This window comes from Streptomyces erythrochromogenes (assembly GCF_040684695.1).
In the GTDB taxonomy this organism is placed as follows: Bacteria; Actinomycetota; Actinomycetes; order Streptomycetales; family Streptomycetaceae; genus Streptomyces; species Streptomyces erythrochromogenes_C.
Genome location: NZ_JBFBGM010000001.1, coordinates 318829 through 336159 on the forward strand (window position 1 = coordinate 318829; position 17331 = coordinate 336159).

General features: G+C 69.9%; 14 protein-coding genes and 1 pseudogene. 10 read left to right on the forward strand and 5 right to left on the reverse strand.

Going from position 1 to position 17331, the window contains the following annotated elements; translation table 11 throughout:
* Positions 1-8: 8 nt before the first annotated feature.
* Positions 9-716 (reverse strand): M24 family metallopeptidase, encoded by a 708-nt coding sequence (locus tag AB0O53_RS01340; protein ID WP_365192590.1) that lies wholly within the window; start codon positions 714-716, stop codon positions 9-11.
* A gap of 403 nt (positions 717-1119) precedes the next feature.
* On the opposite strand from AB0O53_RS01340, the gene AB0O53_RS01345 reads away from it, so the two are divergent.
* From AB0O53_RS01345 to AB0O53_RS01355, 3 genes are all read left to right on the forward strand, one after another.
* Positions 1120-1485 carry a gamma-glutamylcyclotransferase family protein gene (locus tag AB0O53_RS01345; RefSeq protein WP_365192592.1) on the forward strand — a complete coding sequence of 122 codons (366 nt, stop codon included), beginning with the start codon at positions 1120-1122 and terminating at the stop codon, positions 1483-1485.
* Between the two features lie 212 nt (positions 1486-1697).
* Complete coding sequence (locus AB0O53_RS01350) at positions 1698-2054, forward strand: LLM class flavin-dependent oxidoreductase (protein ID WP_365192594.1); 357 nt, start codon at positions 1698-1700, stop codon at positions 2052-2054.
* A gap of 185 nt (positions 2055-2239) precedes the next feature.
* A protein-coding gene (locus tag AB0O53_RS01355) for an IS5 family transposase (RefSeq protein ID WP_435886569.1) occupies positions 2240-3072 on the forward strand; the annotation gives its coding sequence in 2 pieces (ribosomal slippage) (positions 2240-2587 and positions 2590-3072; 831 coding nt in all).
* Here the strand turns inward: AB0O53_RS01355 and AB0O53_RS01360 are convergent.
* On the reverse strand, positions 3057-3395 hold the full coding sequence (locus tag AB0O53_RS01360; RefSeq protein WP_365192598.1) for a hypothetical protein: 339 nt from the start codon (positions 3393-3395) through the stop codon (positions 3057-3059). The genes AB0O53_RS01355 and AB0O53_RS01360 overlap by 16 nt on opposite strands.
* Before the next feature lie 192 nt (positions 3396-3587).
* Between AB0O53_RS01360 and AB0O53_RS01365 the strand changes: the two genes are divergently transcribed.
* On the forward strand, positions 3588-4307 hold the full coding sequence (locus AB0O53_RS01365; RefSeq protein WP_365192600.1) for a DUF2625 family protein: 720 nt from the start codon (positions 3588-3590) through the stop codon (positions 4305-4307).
* A gap of 82 nt (positions 4308-4389) precedes the next feature.
* On the opposite strand, the pseudogene AB0O53_RS01370 reads toward AB0O53_RS01365, so the two are convergent.
* Positions 4390-4632: pseudogene (locus AB0O53_RS01370) on the reverse strand (transposase); the annotation flags it as partial.
* A 496-nt stretch (positions 4633-5128) separates the two neighbouring features.
* Between AB0O53_RS01370 and AB0O53_RS01375 the strand changes: the two are divergent.
* Positions 5129-6250 carry an NADAR family protein gene (locus AB0O53_RS01375; protein ID WP_365192602.1) on the forward strand — a complete coding sequence of 374 codons (1122 nt, stop codon included), beginning with the start codon at positions 5129-5131 and terminating at the stop codon, positions 6248-6250.
* A 41-nt stretch (positions 6251-6291) separates the two neighbouring features.
* Here the strand turns inward: AB0O53_RS01375 and AB0O53_RS01380 are convergent, their stop codons facing one another.
* The gene (locus AB0O53_RS01380; protein WP_365192604.1) at positions 6292-6888 is read right to left on the reverse strand and encodes a hypothetical protein; all 597 of its coding nucleotides are present in this window, start codon (positions 6886-6888) and stop codon (positions 6292-6294) included.
* Positions 6889-7216: 328 nt separating this feature from the next.
* Positions 7217-8236: a LacI family DNA-binding transcriptional regulator gene (locus AB0O53_RS01385; RefSeq protein WP_365193122.1), complete on the reverse strand. Its 1020-nt coding sequence runs from the start codon at positions 8234-8236 to the stop codon at positions 7217-7219.
* A 152-nt stretch (positions 8237-8388) separates the two neighbouring features.
* Here AB0O53_RS01385 and rhaI point away from each other — a divergent pair, with 152 nt between their 5' ends.
* From rhaI to AB0O53_RS01410, 5 genes are all read left to right on the forward strand, one after another.
* A complete protein-coding gene (gene rhaI, locus AB0O53_RS01390) occupies positions 8389-9555 on the forward strand; it encodes an L-rhamnose isomerase (RefSeq protein WP_350988714.1) in 1167 nt (388 codons plus the stop codon).
* A 110-nt stretch (positions 9556-9665) separates the two neighbouring features.
* Positions 9666-11705: a bifunctional aldolase/short-chain dehydrogenase gene (locus tag AB0O53_RS01395; protein WP_365192606.1), complete on the forward strand. Its 2040-nt coding sequence runs from the start codon at positions 9666-9668 to the stop codon at positions 11703-11705.
* 7 nt (positions 11706-11712) lie between these two features.
* Positions 11713-13185, forward strand: coding sequence for a rhamnulokinase (locus AB0O53_RS01400; protein WP_365192608.1), 1473 nt, complete (start codon positions 11713-11715; stop codon positions 13183-13185).
* A gap of 381 nt (positions 13186-13566) precedes the next feature.
* Positions 13567-16794, forward strand: coding sequence for a discoidin domain-containing protein (locus AB0O53_RS01405; RefSeq protein WP_365192610.1), 3228 nt, complete (start codon positions 13567-13569; stop codon positions 16792-16794).
* Positions 16791-17117 (forward strand): L-rhamnose mutarotase, encoded by a 327-nt coding sequence (locus AB0O53_RS01410; protein ID WP_350988722.1) that lies wholly within the window; start codon positions 16791-16793, stop codon positions 17115-17117. The genes AB0O53_RS01405 and AB0O53_RS01410 overlap by 4 nt, the downstream gene beginning before the upstream one ends.
* Positions 17118-17331 lie beyond the last annotated feature (214 nt).

The following is a 17331-nucleotide window of genomic DNA, read 5'->3' on the forward strand; positions in this document are numbered from 1 at the left end:
GCTGGGCGTCAGGGTGTGCCGAGGAGCTGCTTGAGGGACCCGCCGAAACCGCGGTAGGCGTCGACCAGGTGGATCTCCAGGATCCAGTGAGCCTCGCCGCCACCGCGGACGCTGCGTCGCAGTGGTTCGTCGTTCGCAGGGCAGACGAAGGGGGCGAGGTGAAGCCCGGGAACGTCCGTCCCCGGTGCCTCCCCCGTCAGGCGGCCGACGTGCCAGGTGCCCAGCGTCCAGCCCGCCCTGGCCGCGAGGGTCCGGACCGCGGCGTGCAGCTGTCGGCCCGTGACGCGCTCGTCGGCGAGGAAGGCGCCACGGGCGGCGTCGGACAGCGTCCACAGGTCCTCGACGAGCCGGTTCCGGCCCGTATCCCGGCCGAACGCGAAGGTCCGGGCGGCGTCGATCCCGTGCGGGGCGAGGAACGGGCCGAGATCGACGACGACGATGTCGTCCTGGCGGATCACCCTGTCCGGAGGCTCCTGGCCGCCCGGGAGAACGGTGTGCGGGCCGGAACGCACGATCCGCCGCGCAGGCTGTGGTGCGTGCCCGAAGACCTCCGTCGCCACCTCCGCGATGCGGGCCTCCACCTCGCATTCGGTGCGGCCCGGGCTGATCAGGTCCCGCGCAGCGACCTCGGCGAAAACGACATCTGCCGTCCGCGCGGCCTCCGCCGGCCCCCATGCCCGCAAGGACTCGTCCGTCCGCTCGGGTGCCACGGTCATGGCGGCCCTCCCTTCCTCCTGTCGTGGAACGTTCGCGAAACCGCGAGCGACCCCGGTGCATCGGGCAACCGGGCTGCACGTGATGTGCCGACCCGACTCCTCTCTCCATTGTGCATCTGCGGCACATATCCAGCAATGTCCTCGCAAATGCCTGTTCCATCTGCCAAAGGGCATGGCGGGTGCAGCCACCTTCTTGGAGGTATCGACGATGGCTTTTCCTGTGTCGCCGTGGGTGCGGCCACTCGGAACGGCTGCTCAGGAGCCGACTCTCTTGCGGCCGCGCCTCGGCGGCGGGACCTGGTGTGAGGGCGCCGCGGGCCGCCGTAGGCGCCCACACGCGCCGTGGTCGCATCTACTAGGTTCGTGGGGGTCAACCGGCAGCAGAAGCAAGGAGCATCACCCCATGACCGCCGATGCCAACCAGTTGCTGTTCTCCTACGGCACGCTGCAGTCCGAGCAGGTCCAACTGGCCCGCTTCGGACGGCTCCTCACGGGTACGCCCGATGCGCTGCCCGGGTATGCGACCAGCTATGTCACGATCACCGATCCGGACGTCATCGCGGCGAGCGGCACCGACCGGCATCCGTGCGTGCTCCCCTCGGCGCGGAAGGACGACGCTGTCGAGGGCACGCTGTTCCGTATCACGGACACCGAACTGGCCGCGGCGGACGACTATGAGGTCGACGACTACGCCCGGTCCGAAGTGGTGCTGCGGTCCGGTACGACGGCGTGGGCCTACCTCGACGCCGGGGCAGTCGCCTCCCTTTAGGTCGATCCCATAGGGCGAGGTCGCGCCCCTCGGCCGGTTTTCGGAGACGCAACCAGTCGTGGCCGTCCCCGCACGGTTGGTTCACTGGCTTTCGCCCGGGGCCGGGTGCCGGATCCCGCGGTCCCGGGCCGACACCCGCATCCGCACCCTGCCCTGCCGTCCGGCATCCGGCCCCCGGGCACGCCACCGACCGGCAGCGAACTGTGAGAGGTGTGGGCCGCAGTGCCGTCGCGAAGAACCGTCCGGCTGCCGGTGTTGGACCTCGCCCCCCGCTGGCGCTGCACCGCACGGTCGACCTGGTCCGGCATGCCGAACGGCTGGGCTACGCCCGCTACTGGATCGCCGAGCACCACCTCCCCCCGAGCGTCGCCGCCGCTCCCGTCGTACTGATGGGTGCGGTGGCCGCCGGCACGCGCCGGATCCGCGTGGGCTCGGGCGCGGTGCAGACCGGCCCCCGCCGACCGGCGGTCATCGCGGAGGAGTTCGGGACCCTCGCCCACCTGTCTCCCGGGCGCGTGGACCTCGGACTCGGCCGCTCCAAGGCCAACAGGCTCATCGGCCCGCCGTAGTCGTCGCTCGTCGAAGGGCCCGGAGTGGCGTGCGTGACGGCATTGGCGACCAGCTCACTGCAGACCGGCGTGGCAGCGTACTCCAAGTCTGGCCGGCGATCGCTTCGTGGGCGGGAGCTTTCGGTGCCGCGTGAGCGCGGCTTAAGACGTCGTTTCTTTTGGTGCGATCGTTCGTTGAACCGTGCATGGCGGACCTGGTTGAGCGGCTGGTGCCGGACGAGTTGTGGCTACTGTTCCGGAGGGTTGTGCCGCCGACGGAAGTCATACGTCCGCAGGGCGGCGGCCGGCGTCGAGCGGGTGACCGCGAAGCCTTGGCCGCGATCATCTTCGTGGCGACCTCGGGCTGCACCTGGCGGCAGCTCCCGGCAGTGTTCGGCCCAAGCTGGCAGACGGTCTACCGACGTTTCGCCCAGTGGAGCCGGGCTCGGGTCTGGTCCCGACTCCACCGCGTCATCCTTGATGAACTCGGGGCTCGTGGTGCTCTGGACTGGTCGCGGGGTGCGATCGACTCCGTCAGCATGCGGGCCGCAAAGGGGGGCTTCTGACGGGACCGAATCCGACCGACCGTGGCAAGCGCGGATCGAAAATCCACCTGATCACCGACCGGAACGGACTCCCGCTCTCGCTCGGCATCTCGGGCGCGAACATGCACGACAGTCTCGTTCTTGAACCACTCGTGCGGGGCACACCGCCGATCCGGTCCCGGCGTGGACCTCGCCGACGGCGCCCCGACAAGCTCCACGCCGACAAAGGCTCCGACTACGACCACCTGCGCCGATGGCTCCGCAAACGCGGCGTCCGCCACCGCATCGCCCGCCGCGGCATCGAGTCCTCGCAACGTCTCGGCCGTCATCGATGGGTCGTCGAAAGAACCGTGTCCTGGCTCGCCGGCTGCCGCCGGCTGCACCGCCGATACGAACACAAGGCGGAACACTTCCTCGCTTTCGTCGGCATAGCCGCAGCCCTGATCTGCCACCGCCGACTCAGCAAGGCGTCAGTGCCTCAGCGACCGAGGTAGGGCACAGAGTTGTCCGGCTCCAACAAGGGGTCGGCCCAGGCAGCATGTGTAAATACGGGACGCTGCGACATCCGGCCGTCCGCGTCATCGACCAGCGTCGTCCTCACTCGGGGAGTGAGACGGATCCGATAACGCAGACCCTCCACCTCGACGACTCCGCAGTCACCCGCATCGGCGTCCGGTACTGCGTCCGGGACGGCACTCACCGTCCACCCTGCCTTGGTGGCGAGATACATCCACACCTCGAGAGCGCGCTCGCGAGGTGCGAAGTTGCCTACTCGGGCGATGATCTGCGCCGGGTCGGCTCTGTCGTCAATGGTCATGTCGCCCCTTCACGGCTTGGGGTGATCATGCCAGATCAGCCACAGAGACCCCTCTCCGGCCTGGTGTCTCTCGGCGGCGCCATTCAACAGCCACCAAAGGAAACGACGTCTAAGAGGTCGTCTCGATTGGTAGATGGCCGTGCGGGTGCCCCGGAGGACTACGGCTCTCGGCGTTGGTGCGACGATGCGGAGATGCGCGACCACAATGAACTGATCAACGTCGAGGCCCCTGCATGGCCGCTCCTTCTCCAGGAGCTGTCCGGCACCGACGTACCGGTTGAGGTCCTGCCCGGCGATACCGCGGCAGGCCGAGCCTCCCTGCTGCAGCTACAGGTCTCCGCCGGGTCGAATCTGGGCGGCATCGTACTGAACTGCGGCGGTCTGCTCGTGGACGGTGGATGGTTGCGGATCTTCGGAAGCCCAAGTGACGCCGGGCTGCCTGGCCTGGCCGAGGTCAACGCCATGCCCCCGGCATTCGATCCCTCATGGCGGCCTGGCGCTGGTCTTGTGGTTGCGCACGATGTACTGGGCGGGGTCTTCGCGCTCAACGGGGGTGACCCCCGTGAGGCCGGTCGGCCCGGCGAGCCGGGCGAGATCCTCTACTTCGCCCCTGATGCGCTCGGCTGGGAGGCCTTGGGTGCCGGCCACTCGGCGTGGTTGTCCTGGATCTTCTCCGGAGGACTCCAGGGATTCTATGAAGGCCTGCGGTGGGACGGCTGGCGCGGTGAGGTCTCAGTGCTGGACGGCAGACAGGGACTGTCGTTCTTCCCTCCGTTGTGGTCGGCCGAGGCCCGTCAGGATCTGTCGGCGACCAGCCGTCGCGCGGTGCCCATGGCGGAGCTCCTTGGCATGAGCCGCGACTCGTGCCTTCAGTTCGACGGCGCCGACCCGGGCTTCCTCGGCGTCGCATGAACCGGCTCACCCGTCCAGACATCGATAGCAGATGAGGGCGGCCGCGATGCCGGCGAACGCGAGGAAGTGTTCGGCCTTGCGCTCGTAGCGACGGTGCAGACCGGGCGATGCGCGGGGTGATGGTGCGGGAGCGCAGCCACCTGCGTAGGTGGTCGTGGTCGTAGCCCTCGTCGCCAGGGAGTTTGGCCGGCCGTCGTCGAGGCGGTCCGAGACGGGAGCGGATCGGCGGGATGCCGCGGACAAGGGGTTCGATGCCCTGGCTGTCGTGGGTGTTCGCGCCGGAGATCCCGTTCGAGAGCGCCAGACCGGACTGCTCGGTGATCAAGTGGATCTTTGAGCCTTTCTTACCGCGAGCTACGGGATTCGGACCTGTCAGGTCCCCCCTTTGAAAGCCCGCATGCTCACCGAGTCAACCGCGCACCGCGACCAGTCCAGATCCCCGCGTACGCCGAGGTCGTTCAGGGCCACGCGGTGGAGCTTGTCCCACACCCTGGCTCGGCTCCACTCGGTGAATCGGAGTCGCTCACGCACTGGTCATGGACGGACTCGGAGGGAACGAAGCCGTCGGAAGCCAGCCCCTTCAGGCGGAACGCTCCTGCGGCAGCGGCGTGGTCCCCGGGCCCCGGTGCTGAGGCTGAATACCGTGGCCAGCCCGCTCCTACACGGCCCGCGAAGGAAGCCAGGCAGCCGAGGAGAAAGAGGTGTAGTCGGAGCCATCTCCCAGGTTCAGTGTCGGACGACGCCGGGGGCCTTGAGGCGCCGGGAGCCGCCCCGGAGGAAAATCGCGGTCTGCGCGGCGATCGCTGCGGCACAATCCGAGGATGATCGGCAATCGGATCACTCATCGCACAGCAGACGGCATCCGCATACCCGGAACCTGGCGGCACGCCTTCATCCGCAACGGCGGCCAGTACTTCCTCACCGACCTCTTCATCTACGCGGACGGGCTCATCGACTGCTGGGGCCTGGTCACGCTCGCGGAGTTCGAGGAGAAGCTGCGCACCGGCTGGGTCGCCACCAGCTTTCCGGAGGGCGGCGAGGCATCCGCCCATGAGCTGGCGGACTGGAAGTTCAGCGAGCCGGAGAGCTGGCTCACGCCCGAGCTGCTGGTCGCTGAAGTCCGCGACACGATTGACCAGCTGAACGGGCGGCCCGACTCGACCGAGCGCTGCCTGGCCGCCGTCGACGTCTTCCTCGCCGACCGGACCGAGGAGAACCGGGCCGCAGCCGGTGCCGCGTTCCTGGCCGTCCCGGAGTCGCAGCGCCGATTCGCGCTGGGTGACATGGACCGCAAGGACTGGCCGCTGCGTGTCCTGGCGGCAGGCCCCGGTGGCCGGACCTACCTCTCGTTCGACGGAACGGTCTCACAGGAGAACTACAACGGCGCGCTCGCGTACTTCGAGGAGCGGGCCCGTTGGAAGGCCGAGAGGGCCACCCATGTTCCTGCGGACGGGCCGGCGACACCGCACGCACCGGCGGTCCAGCTGTACCACTCGTATCCGACCAAGCCGGTATCCGATCCCGGAAAGCCAGGCCTGCGGCACGACTACCCCGCCCCGATCACGGTGTCGGGCACCTCCTACCCTTCCGTCGCCCACGCCTACTGGGCCCTGTCGGCCGCCGAGCCCGGGACGCGGCACACGATTGCGAAGTCGGAGAGCGCCTCCGCGGCACGCACGCTCGCGGCCGGGGTACCCCGCCGCGAGGACTGGGGGCAGGTCCGGACCGCCGTCATGACACAACTGCTGCGCGCCAAGTACGAGCAGCACCCCGAGCTGGCCGCGGTCCTGCTGGCGACGGACGACGCCACCGTGATCTACGACGACATGAACTCGAACTTCTGGGGCGACAACACCGGCCAGGGCCGCAACTGGTCGGGGCGTCTCCTCGAACTCGTCCGCTCCGAACTGCAGATGCGTCGCGCAGGGATTTTCGCGGGGTGAGCCAGCCAGGTGCGCTGGTTCATCAAGCGTTGGCCGGGATTCTAGCCAGGCGGCGAGGATGAACACTGTTCCAGCTTGAGTGCGTCCAGGCTCTCGAACCAGGCCTCCAGGCGTTCTTCAACTTTCCCTAGGCGCTCGCCTATTTCGTCTTCGGTTTCTTGCGACCACGCTTCGTTTGCTTTTTGCTTCGCGTAGGACTGGCCAGCCTGAGCGTAGGCACGGGAAAGTGCGCTTCCGCGGTCCACGGCAGTCTCTACTTGGCCATCGAGGCTGCCCCACCATGGCCTGTCCAGGTCGCGGATGTCGCCCAGCATTTCACTTAACCGGTCTGCTGCCACCAGCTGCGCTCTCCCGACTTTCTGATAGTCGGCGTCGGAATAGGGGGTGCCGTCCTTTTCCCAAGCTTTTATCTTGTCTCCAAGTTCAGTCAGGGTGATGTCGACGTCGGTGAGGGCCAGACTGTATTTGAGGTACCACTTGTCGCATTTTGAGTTGGCGCTATCTCGCCATTCGCCTGGCCAGGTCACGCTGATCAGTAGGGCCGCTATGCCGGCTATTGCTGCCCCAGCGGCCAGCCACCAGCCGATGTGCTCCCGCACACGGTTCGCTATCGAGCGACCATCGCGATTCTCGTCCATGGGGATACCCGGTTCGGTTGCCCCTTCTGATCGTCACTCCGCGCAGCGTATTTGGCATCCGGTGGGCTGGAGGTCAGACGTGGCTGCTTGCGGCTGGTGCGGGTCTGCGGGCACGCGGTGGGGGTAGTGGGCAAGGCGGAGCCCACCCCAGTGGGCTTCGGGCAGGTTTGATCGGCTTCGATGGTGAACACGCATCATGTGTTGTGCCCCATCCACTCGGCGAACCGGCCCTCGGCAGCCGCAGGATGAGCCCGGTTCCGCGAGGACTGGACGAACGGCACCCGCTCCGGCGAGGACCTGCTTGAATTGCGCGGCGTACGAGCCGCGCTCAGCCGGGCACCGGCACGACCAGCGTCGAACGCCGTACCACCAGCTCCGGCTCGAAGACGACCTGCCGGTGCCGGTGGGCCGTGCCGCCGGGCCCGGTCTCCTCGGCGAGCATCTCGGCCGCCGTCCGCCCCATCGCCTCCGCGGGCCGGCGCACCGAGGTCAGCGGTACCGCGGCCGCCGCTGCGAACTCGATGTCGTCGTAGCCGACGATCGCGAGGTCCTCGGGTACTCGCAGGCCCGCGGCGAACACGGCCTGCAGCATCCCGAGGGCCAGCAGATCGTTCGCGCAGAACACCGCGGTCGGTCTCGGCAGCATCCCCAGCAGACGGGCGCCGGCGTCGCGGCCCGCCGCCACGTCCAGCCCGTCCACCTCCAGGTCCAGCAGGACGGCGTCACGGCCGGCCAGCGCCCGCAGCGCGCCGCGGCGACGGTCGGCGACCTGCTGCAGCCGATGGCGGCCGCCCGCGAACGCGATCCGCCGGTGACCGCTCTCCAGCAGGTGCCCGGCCGCCAGGGCGCCGCCCCCGACGTCGTCCACCGACACCGAGCAGGCTTCCAGCCCCGGGCCGAGCCGGTCCACCAGCACGAAGGGCACGCCGCCGCGACGGAGCACCGCCGCTCCCGAGCCCTCCGGGTCGGCCGGGGTCAACAGCACCCCGCGCACCCGCTGTTCCGCGAAGAGGGCGAGGTAGTCGGCCTCGTCGGCGAGCCGCTGAGCGCTGTTGCAGACCATCACGCCCAGGCCCGCCGCGCGCGCCGCCTGTTCGGCCCCGCGCGCCACGGAGACGAAGAACGGGTTGCCCAGGTCGAGGACCAGCAGACCGATGATCCGGCTGCTGCCGGAGCGGAGCTGGCGCGCGGACTCGTCGCGTACGTAGCCGAGCTGTTCGATCGCGGCCCGGACCCTGGCCCTGGTCCCCTCGCCGACCGTCTCCGGCCGGTTGATCACGTTGGAGACCGTGCCGACCGACACGCCGGCCACCCGGGCCACGTCCTTGATCCTCGCCGCGCCGCCCATGTCCCACCACTGAAAGGTTTCACCGGCTCCGACGGCCGACCCGGAGATCAGGCTACGACACGCCACCAACACCCCTTCATCCATGCCTTGACGCCTCCCACGGCCCCACCTACCGTCAGGCTGAAACGATTCATATCGTGGGAGGTGCTCCGGTGGCCGACCGATCCGCCGTGAAGGACGCCCTTCGGGCCCAGCGCATCGAGACGCCCTCGTGGGGCTACGGGAACTCGGGAACCCGATTCAAGGTCTTCGCCCAACCAGGCGTGCCGCGCGACCCGTTCGAGAAGCTCGCCGACGCGGCCCAGGTGCACGCCGCCACCGGCGTCACCCAGAAGGTCTCGCTGCACATTCCCTGGGACCGGGTCGAGGACTACGGAGCGCTGACCGCCCACGCCCGTGAACTCGGTCTGGAGATCGGCGCGATCAACGCCAACGTCTTCCAGGACGAGGACTACAAGCTCGGCTCCGTCACCCATCCGGACCCACGGGTGCGCCGCAAGGCCCTCGACCACCTGCTGGAGTGCGTCGACATCATGGACGCCACCGGCTCGCGCGACCTCAAGCTGTGGTTCTCCGACGGCACCAACTACCCCGGCCAGGACGACATTTCGGCCCGCCAGCAACGCCTCTCCGACGCTCTGTCGGAGGTGTACGGGCGGCTCGGCGACGACCAGCGGCTCCTGCTGGAGTACAAGCTGTTCGAGCCCGCCTTCTACACCACGGACGTCCCGGACTGGGGCACCGCGTACGCGCACTGCCTGCGGCTCGGGCCCAGGGCCGCGGTCGTCGTCGACACCGGTCACCACGCCCCCGGCACCAACATCGAATTCATCGTCGCGTTCCTGCTGCGCGAGCGGAAGCTCGGCGGCTTCGACTTCAACTCCCGCTTCTACGCGGACGACGACCTGATGGTCGGCGCCGCCGATCCGTTCCAGCTGTTCCGGATCCTGCACGAGGTCGCCGGGAACGGCGGCTTCGCCCCCGAGGCCGGTGTCGCGTTCATGCTCGACCAGTGCCACAACATCGAGGCGAAGATCCCCGCGATCATCCGCTCGGTGATGAACGTCCAGGAGGCCACGGCCAAGGCCCTGTTGGTCGACCGACCGGCCCTGGCGGCCGCTCAGAACGCGGGCGACGTACTCGGCGCCAACGAGGTGCTGATGGACGCCTACGCCACCGACGTCCGTCCGCTGCTGGCCGAGGTCCGCGCCGAGGCCGGGCTGGACCCGAACCCGGTCGCGGCCTACCGGGCCGGCGGTTGGGCCGAGAAGATCGTCGCCGAGCGGGTCGGCGGCGCCCAGGCCGGATGGGGGGCCTGACCCGATCGCCGCACGGGCCGGCCCACACCGCCTCGTACCCACCGGCCCGGACCCTCCTCGCGCACCCTTCGAGAGCGACACCGCCACCAGACAAGGAAGTTGCGCCCGCCATGGCCCAGCACCCCGTCGTCGCCGCCCTCCTCGCCCGCTCCCACCGGCTCGGATCGGATCCGCGCAACACCAACTACGCCGGCGGCAACACCTCTGCCAAGGGCGCAGCCACCGACCCCGTCACCGGGCAGCCCGTCGACCTGTTGTGGGTGAAGGGCTCCGGCGGCGACCTCGGCACCCTCTCCGAGGCGGGCCTGGCCGTGCTGCGGCTGGACCGCCTGCGCGCCCTCGCCGACTCCTACCCGGGCGTGGAACAGGAGGACGAGATGGTCGCCGCGTTCGAGTACTGCCTGCACGGCAAGGGCGGCGCGGCTCCGTCCATCGACACGGCCATGCACGCTCTGGTCGACGCCGCGCACGTCGACCACCTGCACCCCGACTCCGGCATCGCGCTCGCCACCGCCGCCGACGGCGAAAGGCTCACCGCCGCCTGCTTCGGCGACACCGTGCCGTGGCTGCCCTGGCGCCGCCCCGGCTTCCAGCTCGGCCTGGACATCGCCGAGACCAAGCGGACCCACCCGCACGCCATCGGCTGCGTCCTCGGTGGTCACGGCATCACCGCCTGGGGCGCCACCAGCGAGGAGTGCGAGGCCAACGCCCTGCACATCATCCGCACCGCCGAGGCCTTCCTGGCCCGCCACGGCAAGGCCGAGCCGTTAGGCCCGCAGCTCGACGGCCACCAAGCCCTGCCGGAGGCCGAACGCCGCCGGCGCGCCGCCTCGCTCGCCCCCCTCATCCGCGGCATGGCCTCCACCGACTTCCCCCAGATCGGCCACTTCACCGACGCCGCGCCCGTGCTGGACTTCCTCGCCCGCGCCGAGCATCCCCGCCTGGCCGCCCTCGGCACCTCCTGCCCCGACCACTTCCTGCGCACCAAGGTCGCCCCCCTGGTCCTCGACCTGCCGGCCACCGCCCCCCTGGACGAGACGATCGCCCGCCTGCGGGAGCTGCACACCGACTACCGGGCCGGCTACCGGGCCTACTACGAGCGGTACGCCACCGCGGACTCGCCCCCCATGCGCGGCGCCGACCCGGCGATCGTCCTGGTCCCGGGCGTCGGGATGTTCTCCTTCGGCAGGGACAAGCAGACCGCCCGCGTGGCCGGCGAGTTCTACCTCAACGCGATCAACGTGATGCGCGGCGCGGAGGCGGTCTCCGCCTACGCCCCGATCGAGGAGCGCGAGAAGTTCGCCATCGAGTACTGGGCACTGGAAGAGGCGAAGCTGCGGCGGATGGCCGCGCCCAAACCGCTGGCCACCCGCGTCGCCCTGGTCACCGGCGCCGGCTCCGGCATCGGCAGGGCCATCGCGCACCGCCTGGCCGCCGAGGGCGCCTGCGTCGTCGTCGCCGACGTCAACACCGCCACCGCCCGGGCCGTCGCCGACGAACTCGGCAGCCCGGACCGGGCCGTGGCCGTCACCGCCGACGTCACCTCCGAGAAGCAGATCGCCGAGGCCTTCCACACCGCGGTCCTCGCCTTCGGCGGTGTCGACCTGGTGGTCAACAACGCGGGCATCTCCATCTCCAAGCCGCTGCTGGAGACCACCGCCGATGACTGGGACCGGCAGCACGCCATCATGGCCCGCGGCTCCTTCCTCGTCTCCCGGGAGGCCGCCCGCACCATGATCCGGCAGGGCCTGGGCGGCGACCTCGTCTACATCGCCTCGAAGAACGCGGTCTTCGCCGGCCCCGACAACGTCGCGTACTCCGCCGCCAAGGCCGACCAGGCCCATCAAGTGCGACTGCTGGCAGCAGAGTTGGGCGAACACGGAATCCGCGTCAACGGCGTCAACCCGGACGGCGTGGTCCGCGGCTCGGGCATCTTCGCCGGCGGCTGGGGCGCCCGGCGCGCGGCCACCTACGGGATCGCGGAGGAGCAGCTCGGCGCGTTCTACGCCCAGCGCACCCTCCTCAAGCGCGAGGTGCTGCCCGAGCACGTCGCCGCCGCCGTCTTCGCCCTGACCGGCGGCGACCTCACCCACACCACCGGCCTCCTCATTCCCGTCGACGCCGGCGTCGCCGCGGCCTTCCTGCGCTGAGGCGGCCATGACCCCCCGTACCCCACACACCCCGGCCGCCTTCGCCGCGGCGGACCTCGGCGCCACCAGCGGACGGGTGCTCGTCGGCCGGGTCGGCCACGACCGCCTCGACCTCACCGAGACCCACCGTTTCGACAACACTCCCGTCCAACTCCCGGACGGGTTGCACTGGAACGCCCTCGGCCTGTACCAAGGCGTCCTGGACGGCTTCCGCGAGGCCGCCGGCCGCTGGGACCTCGCCTCCGTCGGCATCGACAGCTGGGCCGTCGACTACGGGCTCCTCGACGCCAACGGCGCGCTCCTCGGCAACCCGTTCCACTACCGGGACCCGCGCGGCGCCGCCGCCGTCCGGGCCGTCCGGCGCCGCCTCCCGGCCCGCGAGCTGTACCGGACCACCGGCCTTCAGCACCTGCCGTTCAACACGATCTTCCAGCTCGCCGCCGAGAAGCACCTCGACCGCGCCCGCACCCTGCTCCTGATACCCGACCTGATCACCCACTGGCTCACCGGCACCGTCGGCGCGGAGGTGACCAACGCCTCCACCACGGGCCTGTACGACGCCCGCACCGGCGCCTGGTCCGCCCCGGTCCTCGCCGCACTCCACCTGGACCCGGCCCTCCTGCCCGCACTGCGCCGCCCCGGAGACCACGCCGGCACCGTCCTGTCGCACGTCGCCGCCGCCACCGGCCTGCGCCCCGACACCCCCGTGGTCGCGGTCGCCTCCCACGACACGGCCTCCGCGGTCGCCGCCGTCCCCGCGGCCACCGAGGACTTCGCCTACATCTCCTGCGGCACCTGGTCGCTCGCCGGCCTCGAACTCGACGCGCCCGTCCTCACCGAAGCCTCCCGCGCCGCCAACTTCACCAACGAACTCGGTATCGACGGCACCGTCCGCTACCTGCGCAACGTCATGGGCCTGTGGCTGCTCAGCGAGAGCCTGCGCACCTGGCGCGCCCGGGGCGAGGGCCACCACCTGCCCGAGCTGCTCGAACGCGCCGCCGCCGCCCGCCCGTTCGCAGCCCTCGTCGACCCCGGAGCCCCCGAGTTCCTCGCCCCCGGCGACCTGCCGGCCCGCCTCGCCGAGCACTGCGCCCGCATCGGCCAGCAACCGCCCGAGGACCAGGGCGCCGTCGTCCGCTGCATCCTGGAGAGCCTGGCACTGGCCCACCGTCACACACTGTTCAAAGCGGCTCAGTTGACCGGACGCACGATCCGCGCCGTCCATCTCGTCGGCGGCGGCAGCCGCAACGCCCTGCTGTGCCGGCTCACCGCCGATGCCACCGGCCTGCCCGTCATCGCGGGCCCCGCCGAGGCCACCGCCATCGGCAACATTCTCGTCCAGGCCCGCGCCCACGGCCTGGTCGAGGACCTCGGCGCCATGCGTCGTCTGATCGCCCGCACCCAGCGCCTGCGACGCTACGAGCCGGCCGGAGACATCCGCGCGTGGGACGCCGCCGCCGCCCGCGTGGGGCTCGCCTGACCTGAGCCGTACGGCATGGACGTGGTGTCGCTGCCCGCCCCCCCAGCCATGATGGTCAGTCAAATACCGCTAAAATTCGCATGGTTGTCGATCGTAATTTCTGGAAATACTCCCACTACCGAAGGGAACGTGCTGGGCCGCCAGGTGGCCGGGTGTGCATTTTCCCTATGCGATCGCGCGACCAGCGGCTGCCCTTCGTGTCATCCCCGATCTCGCTGTCACCGCTGTGAGCTGCCCGCACGCCGTCACCAGGACTCCGAACAGCGAGGCCCCGCGTCGATCGAAATCCGTGCCGCAAAGCAATTGCGGACGGCCCCGACAGGTTTGAGGAAAAAGCCTGTTCGGCTGGCGAAGCCATTTCTCAGAGTTCGGAGGGTTTCCATGCCCACGCGCCGCCGCAGATTCCTGCGCCCCCTGGTGAGCCTGGCACTGTCACTGTCCGCAGTGCTGCTGTCGGTCCTCGCCGCGCCCCAGGCCGGCGCCGCCGACGCGCCGACCGTCTGGATCCTGAACGCCACCGACCGGCCCTTCACCTCGACCACCCCGCAGGGCTGGGCACCGACCAGGATCGAGCTGTACGCGGCCCGCAACGCCTACGAGGGGGCGCAGATCCTGGTGCGGTCCGGCTCGGCGCAGACCGGGGTGTCCGTCACCCCCGGGGCGCTGACCGGCCCCGGCGGCGCGACCATTCCCGCCGCGAACATCACCACGCGCTACGAGTACAACCACCCGAACATCCAGAAGATCGGCAACGTCCAGAACCCGCCCGACGGCGGGAACGCCTACTACGACGCGCTGATGGACAACAGTCCGCGGTCGGTGCCGTCCAACACCACGTACGCCTCGTACTACCAGGTCTACGTGCCGGCCGGTCAGGCGCCCGGCGTCTACAGCGGCAGCGCCACGGTGAACAGCAGCCTGGGCACCGTCACCGTGCCGGTCTCGGTGTCCGTGTACGGCGCCACGATCCCGCCGACCTCGCAGTCCACGTTCAAGATGAACAACTGGTTCTCCTCGGCGGGCTGGGACTACGCCGGCACCGAGGCGTCGATCCCGAACGTGTACGGCGTGAAGATGTACGACGACAACTGGTGGAAGGTCGAGGCCGACATCGCGGCGAACATGGCGCGGCACCGGAACAACGTGATCTACGCCGACGCGGTGGCCCTGCTGATCCCCGACACCACCGTCGACGCCGCGGGCCGCTTCACCTTCGGCTGGTCCACCTTCGACCGGTTCGTCAACCTCTTCGTCAACGCCGGGGCCATGCAGTACCTCTACACCCCGACCCTGCTGGAGCCGCCCGCCGCCGATCCGCGGCTCGACACCCTGGTGCCGGTCAACGGCGTCAGCGGCGCGGTCAAGCACGTGCTGTGCCGACCCAACTCCGCCGCGGCCAACGGCTGCCCGGACACCAACAACTGGCTGAACCAGTTGTTCCCGGCCCTGAAGGCGCACCTGGACGCCAAGGGCTGGACGGACAACTTCTACATGAGTGCCCTGGACGAGCCCACCAGCACGCAGCAGGCGACGGCCGCCAACTGGCTCTACACGCAGTACGAGAAGTACTTCCCGAACCCGCGGACCAACGAGGCGCAGCTGACCAGCTTCACCGGGAACGCCGCACACCTGTCGACGCAGACCCCCCTCACGTCGAACTACGACGCGAACGTCGCGCTCTACCAGAACTACCGGATCAGCGGGAAGGACCTGTGGCTGTACAGCTGCATCCTCCCGCAGGGCTCGTACATGAACCGCTTCACCAGCAACCACCTCAGCGCGACCCGGCTCCTTCCCTGGCTGACCTGGAAGATCGGCGGCGAGGGCTACCTGCACTGGGGCTGGAACTACTGGCACGACAACTTCAATGAGCCGTACCCGGCCGCCGACACCTTCAACACGTGGCAGACGGGCGACCACTGGCTGGTCTACCCGAACAAGGCCGCCTACGGCATCTACGACAGCCTCCGCAGCGAGGCTCAGACCGCGGGGCTGCAGGACTTCGAACTGCTGCGGCAGCTGGCCGCGGTCAAGCCGCAGGCGGCCCGCACCCTGGCCGAGACGCTGATCACCAACCCGACGGCGTACGACACCTCCGGGTGGAACGTCGAGGGCCGGCACAAGCAGCTCCTCGACGAACTGGCCGCGGCGAGCGGTGACCTGGCGCTGCCGTTCACGGACGACTTCAGCGGCGGCGACCACTTCTGGACCCACACCCGGGGAACCTGGTCGACCAGCGGCGCCCGGTACACGCAGTCCGACGCGTCGGCGAGGTGGGGGGACGTCTCCTACCTGCGCGGCCGGGGCTACAGCGACGTCTCGGTCGGCGTGGACCTGCAGATCACCGGAGTGAGCTCGTCCGGCGGAAGCACCAACTGGGCCGGTCTGATGCTGCGTTCGGCCAACGGTACGGACATGGACTCCGGCTACCTGATCGCCCAGCGCAACAACGGCCAGGTGTTCGTCTACCGCAGCGGCACGACGGTCGGCTCGGCGTCCGTACCCGGCTACGCGCCGGGGCAGCGCACCCGGCTGCGCGTGGTGGCGCGCGGGAACACACTGACGGTGTACTCCGGAACCGGGCAGGCCCCGGTGCTGACCGTCACCGACGCGGCGTTCACCGCGGGCGACGTGGGTCTGGTCACCGGCGGCGCCAGCGCGAACTTCTGGAACGCCCGGGTCATGCCGACCTCCCTCGCCCCGGCCGAGAGTGCCGCCGTCACCGCCTCCAGCTCGTACGAGGCCGACGGCTGGGGTGTCCGCTCGGCGGTCGACGGGCAGCGGCCGTCGGCGCCGAACGCCGCGGGGTGGAGCAGCTCCGGCAGTACCGCGACCAACCACACCGAGTGGGTGCGGCTGGACCTGGGCTCGACCCGGCAGGTGAGCCGGGTGGACCTCCACCCGCGCAGCGACGGCGCCAACGCCGGTCAGGGCTTCCCCGTCGACTTCACCGTCCAGACCTCCACCGACGGCACGAACTGGACCACGGTCAGCACCCGGACCGGGTACGCGAGGCCCGACGCCACGGCGCAGACCTTCCCGTTCGCGACGGTCGCCGCGCGCTACGTGAAGGTGACCGGAACCAACCTGAGCACGGATCAGTTCGGCGCCTACCGGATGCAGTTCGCGGAGATCGAGGCTGTCGGCGGGGACCTGGCACTGGGCCGCACGGCGACCACCTCCAGCTCGGTCGAGTACCCCAGCGAGGGCTGGCTGACCGCCAACCTCACCAACGGGACCCGTCACACCGCCCTGTGGAACTCCTCGGGCTGGAGCAGCGCCGGGGCCGCCTCCCCGAACACCTCGCAGTGGGCGCGGGTGGACCTCGGCGGCCCGTCACGGATCAGCCAGGTCACGCTGTACCCCCGCGACGACATCCCGAACACCGGGCGCGGCTTCCCGTCGGCCTTCACCATCCAGCTCTCGGCCGACGGCACGAACTGGACCACCGTGGTGTCGAAGACCTCGTACCCGCGTCCCGGAGCCGGCGGCCTCTCCTTCGCCTTCACCCCCACCACCGCCCGGTACGTGAAGGTCAACGGCACCGCGCTCACGGCCGACCAGTTCGGCGTGTACTACATGCAGCTGGCGGGGATCGGTGTCTCATGACGAAGCACCGGATCTGCTTCCTTCTCCAGGTGAGGGCCGAACTCGCCGACGAGTACCGCGAGCGCCACGCCCAGGTGTGGCCGGAGATGCTCGATGCCCTCCGGGCCGCAGGCTGGACCAACTACTCCCTGTTCCTGCGCCCGGACGGCCTGCTCGTCGGCTACCTGGAGACCGAGGACTTCGACCGCGCCCGCGCGGCGATGTCCGCCACCGAGGTCAACGCCCGCTGGCAGGCCGAGATGTCCCGCTACTTCCAGCACCTGGACGGCACGCCGGCCGACCAGGCGATGGCGCCACTGACGGAGGTGTTCCACCTGGACTGACGCGGAGCCCGCCGGACTCGGACGTGACGCATCGGGGTCGCCCGGACGGATTCGGCACGAGAGCCGTTGCGGCAGCGCGCGGCCGGCGGGCGACGTTCACGGTCGCTGACGGGGTGAACGCGTGGGCTGCCCCGGTGGGCGCCCATCGAGTGGAATGTTTGTCCATGTTTATGCCTCATTGAAAGGGTTCCCTGAGCAGCACTATTGAAAATGA